Raw genomic sequence first — 5,865 nt, 5'->3', positions numbered from 1 at the left:
CTTCAAGATCAATATGCGGAAGCACTGCCACGTTCAATCACAGGGCTTCATCGCTTTTTCAAAATTTATGTCAAAGGATTCCGTGGAGCTGGTGAATTAAGAAATCAATTGATGAACACGAAATCAACAGATGAAGTGCGTGCATTGCTTGATAACTTTGGAAAAGAATGTTGATGGGACGGGGACAGTGAAATGATGTAACTCTCAAAAAGTTAGAGAAAAAATGAATCACATCAACTCATGTGTACTTATTTTATTCAGTTTCAAGTTCCTTTGCAGCCGGCAACTTTTGTTTTGATACAGTCTGTTTTCTAGAATGTAATAAACCCACCAGCACCCTTGTGATGCCACATACACTCTGCACATGAGGAGTGCTAGATGTTTCTAGCGAATGTTTTTTCCACTCAACCGAAACCTGCTGCAAAATTGAAGAAATAAAGAATAGAAAATGATTAGGATTCTATCTCAATTATAGGATTTTTTTGGATTAACTAGGTGGAACCGTACCATAAGTATCGATTCTTAGATCAATATTTCCTTTAATCAGAAACATTGTTCTTGATAAGTTCTTTTGCAATTGTCCGCTTGATTTTTAGAGGTAAGCACCTAGTCCTATTTTTAAAAGAAGTATCAAAGAACAACTCAACGTTCTTGATACTTCTTTCTTCAATTTTATTTGAAAGATTAACTATAATCTCGTTTATTCTGCCATGGAATGATTTTTGTTTTTTGTTCTATTGGAGGTACCATAGGAAGCATACCAAGGCGTTCGTAGCTTCTCTCTTATGCTGGTTTCTTTTGTTTTTGGTCTAAGCGATGACTTAGGAAAGTTAGAAGACTTGCAAAGATAGCAACCAGCCCACCGACCAATGTCACATTCATCAAATTTCCCTGATGGTAAACAATTCCGCCTAATGCGGAACCAAAGGCGATACCGACATTACTTGCTACTGGCATCAGTGAAGCAGCTAGTCCTGTAGCTTTTGGTTGATAAATAACGGCAAGGTCTATCAAATAAAGCTGGGTAGATGTTGTTAAAAGGATAGCCATTAATGACATCAAGCTAATATTAACCAATCCAAAGATAAAATTATCTGTCGTCCAATATAAACTGATCAGAACAATTGCTTGTACGAGAAAAACAAACCGGAGGCGTCCGATAGCATTGTAGCTGGCAATTTTACCAGCGAGTATGTTGCTGAAAATGGAAATAAATCCGTAGCCAAACAAGATCAAACTGATTGAACTACTCGGTGCTTCCATTCCTTTTAGGATCGGAACAAGATACGTATAAACGGCATACGTTGCTCCAAATCCAAGAGATGGAATGAAAAAAGCCATTAAGATTCGTGGGTGTGTTAACAAAGAAAATTGCTCACGCATTGAACTGCGGAATGTACTGTGCATAGTAGGCAAAATGAAGAAAGATGCCAAAAACGCAATTCCACCGAGAAAAGTAGTTAACAGGAAGGTTGCATTCCAGTCGTACCAATCAGCGATGACAGTGCCTATTGGTACTCCAATTACGTTTGCAAGAGTAAAACCACCGAAAACGAATGATATAGCAAGTCCACGTTTTGCGATTGGTATGGTTTCACTTGCAACAATCATGGAAAGCGAAATTAAAACTCCTGTTACAATCGCAGTCATCATCCGAAGTACAAGGAGCATGATGTAGCTCGTCGAAATCACGCACAAAGCATTCAGGATGATGAACGAACCTATCAAAAACAACATCCATTTACGCTTTGGAAAATGGCTTGTTGTCGACATCACGAGTGGTGTGGCAATGGCAAACGTAATCGCAAACGCAGAAACGAGTGTACCTGCTTTTGCATTTGTTATATGGAGACTCGAGGAAATATCGGTTAAGATCCCGATTATAACAAATTCGCTTGTCCCGAGAACAAATGTTAATAAAGTAAGTGTTAAGATGAGTAGCCAATGTCGCTTGGATAATTCTGTAGCGTGCATAAATACCTCTTTTCTTAGATGAATGTAAATGTGTCACAGGGTAGATAAACAATCGTACTATCATACCATAAAACACTTTTACGAGGAAACCCCTTGCTTAGTTATCGTTGATTATCTCTTTAAAAATTGATTAACGTTAAAAAGTACATTTTATAGAAACATCATATAGATATAACTTGATTTTAAAAAGTTCTCGATATCCATAAAAATACCAATTATATTTTACCCGCTTGATGATCATTATAAATAAAGAAGAAGGGGCTAGTGATTACGTATGATTCACATCATATAGTAAATGAGGTGTCAGTTAAAGACGTTTAACTTAACTACTAGAAGCTTCATTAAAAAATCGTTTCGAGCAAGGAGATGGTTCGCTTGCACGTAAAAGCAGAAAACTCATTCAATAATTGTCATTTATGCTTTGAAAGTTGAGGAAACTTTTAAGATATAGGGGATGGTTGCTTTGGATGGAAAACTCTAGTCAGATACCCGTATTTACTCTAATGTAGATGAGGTGTTTATCGCAGAGAATTTATGCTAATTCGAAATGAAGCAAACCCCTTTTTTCAGACAGGGTGCAACTTTCCGTTGCATCCTGTTTTTATGTGTGTTCTTTTCTTGTTATTACTAGGGTGAGTTATAACCAACATTGTTAAATCTTTTTCGCGTTGCGGCTGTTTTAACTCAAAGTAGAGATAAAAACACAGGGTGAGTGGGAAATCAACATAACTCGCTTTTAAAATTTTGATAATTACTTATACTGGTGTCGTTGGCTTGAGTTAAATAAAAACTTGGCATTTGAAAATCGGGTAGAACAAATGCTTATTTTAGCTTGTCAAAAATCTAACTATTTCACAGTAGAATCATTAAAAGAAAACAAAAATCACCTGTTTCAGCGACTATAAGTAGGAGAGGAACTTCTCTTTCCAGTTCCATTCTTTATTCCTTCTATGTACTTATGTCCCCCTTTACTCGTTTATTGTTTCATTTTACCGTTACCTGTTWTGTACAAAAAAAAATTCAAAACGGATTAATAAGGAAAAGCATAAGGGTAACAAGATGATAAAAATATAATACTCTAATATCAGGAAGAAAACATAAATCAAACAAAAAGGATGGGATCCTGATGGTTGATGAAAATAAGCAAAAAAACAAACGGGAACAATGGAAAAAGAAAGTTATGGATAATCTGAAGAGGGAAGCTGTCAAAAATATCATAGCAAGAACGGGAGACCTAGCAAGATTAGATGCTAAAGTCAATAATACTTACACTGTATACATCAAGGATGGAAGGATGATAAAGCAACCTACAAATGGGAAGTGTGTTGTTATTAATGGAAAAATCCAAAATTAAAATTTGTGAAGGAATAGAGAATACACATTATAGAAGGCGAAGGTATATAGCGGTTGGACCACGGTAATTGGTGCAAGGTCATAACAAAGTTTATAGTGCTAACATGTATGGTAAGCTTTCTGGAGACAAGATAGTGTATAGAATTCGAGGTCCTTACTTTTATGAAGCTCTAATTTGATTAGATTTGGTACATTTGAGTGTGCAACGAGCAGATCGAACTAGAAACCCACATACAGGAGAAGAAATACAAATTGGTGCTTCCAAGGTTTACTGCTTTTAAACCGGATAAGGAAAAGAGACGGTTAAAAATAAAAAAGTAGTATAGCGTAAAAAAATACTCTGGGATGAGATATTCTCCAGAGTATTTTTTTTCTTTATGTAAAGTTAGGTTTTATACTTTCGCATCTGTTTTCACATAGATAAGTGCTACGGGTAAAATGCAAAACACTTTTAAGTGAGCTTGAGAGATGCACCTATTTTTACAGAATGAGAGGAGGGAAGGGATGTAGTGGGAGGGGATGTTACTGAACCCTTTTGATAAATGTCGAAAAACTTTGCACCACAAATAACAATGGTGTGGAAAGTGACCACTGTGTGATATCAGCCATTATGAAGAAATTCCAATATAATAGTTAATTCTCGAACTTCGTTAGCTACATAGTTTAAACACCAAATTTTAAAAATGTTGTCTCTAATAAAATAGAATCCCATTAATACTTTAGTCAATTTGCTCTGTTGAGTGCAAAATCATTAAAAAACATAACTGATCGTTTATCTTGTATTAACCATTAAAAGTAGTATTATGATTTAGGTACGAATGTTAAGGAGGCACAACTATGAAACAAATTTCTCGAACAAATACAGCTTTACTGCTTATATTTCTTGTAGTTGTGTGGGGCGTTAATTGGCCATTATCTAAAATGGCGCTGAATTATACACCACCAATATTATTTGCGGGAACAAGAACTATATTGGGTGGTCTGATTTTACTAATTTTTGCTCTACCGAGATATAAAAAACTTCGCTTTAAAAAAACATGGCATTTTTACCTAATTTCTGCTTCTCTAAACATTATTCTCTTTTACGGCCTTCAAACGGTAGGTCTTGGTTTTGCACCTGCGGGATTATTTTCGGCCATTGTGTTCATTGAGCCAGTTTTACTTGGGGTTTTCTGTTGGATTTGGCTAGGGGAATCGATGTATGGATTAAAAATTATTGGATTAATTCTTGGCTTCGCAGGTGTTGCTATTATAAGTGCAGGAGGATTTACAGGTAATGTTTCAGCGATTGGAATTATTCTAGCCCTTGGCTCTGCTTTATCCTGGGGGTTAGGTACTGTTTTTATTAAGAAAACAGGTGATCGTGTAGACTCAATTTGGATGGTTACATTACAACTTATTATGGGAGGCATTTTTTTATTAAGTGTAGGCTCCAGCGTTGAAAGCTGGTCAAATATCCAGTGGGAATTGCCATTTATTATAAATTTATTATTCATCTCTATCTTTGTAATTGCATTTGGGTGGCTTGCATTCTTTACACTTGTAGGTTCAGGAGAAGCGAGCAAAGTAGGTTCATTTACGTTCCTTATCCCGCTTATTGCAATCCTTTGCAGTTCTTTTATGTTGCATGAAAAAATTACACTAAATTTATTAGTTGGCCTTTTATTTATCTTGATTAGTATTTTGTTTGTAAACATAAAACTAAAATCACAGACATTACCAGACTCAAATTTATAAAATAAGGCTGTTTTCTAAAATATTATAATTTGATTACGATCTAGATCGGTCGCTTTATACATATAAAATGCCATTAGGTCAAATATCGTTATGGRCACATATCCGAGTTTGATTATATGGATGATCAAACCAGTTTAGTCTTATTGGCAGACTTGGCTAATACTTTCCCATTTATTTCTTAGGGTGAGATTATGTAAAAAGTTGGAGTTATCCGAGCTATTGGTCGGAAAAACAACAATAAAGATTAAGATTTTTTATATTATAAAATAAACCTCGTTAGAATATGTGTAGTTTTCTTTAACCATATTTTGCTAAGAAAATGTTAATTATACTAATCGTTAATAAAAAAAACCACTCTTTAAAAAAGAGTGGATTTTTTATATTTATTTGTTTTATTGCGTAAATCTGTCACTTCTATGCTCTCTACAATACATTTCATGACAAAGGTCTGTTTTTCTATAGCATCTTTATGATTTACAAACAGAATCTCTTCTAATTATAAGGGGATCTTAAATTGTCCCTTTTGCTTCCGATCAAGATTAGCGATATAGGAACTCATCAGCTTCATGGAAAACTGAAAGATCGGGCTTTGAATAAAGGTATATGCAAACGTCATAATAAACACTGGACCGCCAAGGATGAAGCCGATAATCAAGATGAGGCTCTCGACAGCGATTCTTGCACGGCTGACCGATAACCCGGTTTTTTCCGAAACGGAAAGCATGAAACCATCCCGAGGACCGGCCCCGATTCCCGCAGCCACATAGATTCCTCCGCCAATGCCGGATATGATGATACCCA

The 5,865-nt window shown here is 35.6% G+C and carries 4 protein-coding genes and 1 pseudogene; 3 read left to right on the top strand and 2 right to left on the bottom strand.

Translation table 11 applies throughout. The features are described 5' to 3' along the window. Positions 1-174 (top strand): annotated as a pseudogene (locus tag AC1DUW_RS19605) (tRNA-dihydrouridine synthase); the annotation flags it as partial. A gap of 609 nt (positions 175-783) precedes the next feature. Here the strand turns inward: AC1DUW_RS19605 and AC1DUW_RS19600 are convergent. Beyond that, positions 784-1,974, bottom strand: a complete 1,191-nt coding sequence (locus AC1DUW_RS19600) for an MFS transporter (RefSeq protein WP_053345594.1) — start codon at positions 1,972-1,974, stop codon at positions 784-786. Positions 1,975-3,100: 1,126 nt separating this feature from the next. On the opposite strand from AC1DUW_RS19600, the gene AC1DUW_RS19595 reads away from it, so the two are divergent. Next, on the top strand, positions 3,101-3,328 hold the full coding sequence (locus AC1DUW_RS19595; protein ID WP_053345595.1) for a hypothetical protein: 228 nt from the start codon (positions 3,101-3,103) through the stop codon (positions 3,326-3,328). Positions 3,329-4,164: 836 nt separating this feature from the next. Next, positions 4,165-5,064, top strand: a complete 900-nt coding sequence (locus tag AC1DUW_RS19590; RefSeq protein WP_053345596.1) for a DMT family transporter — start codon at positions 4,165-4,167, stop codon at positions 5,062-5,064. Positions 5,065-5,560: 496 nt separating this feature from the next. Here the strand turns inward: AC1DUW_RS19590 and AC1DUW_RS19585 are convergent. Further along, positions 5,561-5,865: DUF6198 family protein (locus AC1DUW_RS19585; protein ID WP_477643256.1), on the bottom strand; the 305-nt coding region annotated here is incomplete at its 5' end.

The sequence above is a fragment of the Peribacillus sp. P4_C12 genome, from assembly GCF_056402095.1.
Note: the sequence above shows the minus strand (reverse complement) of the source record. Positions and strands in the feature narration are given on the sequence as shown.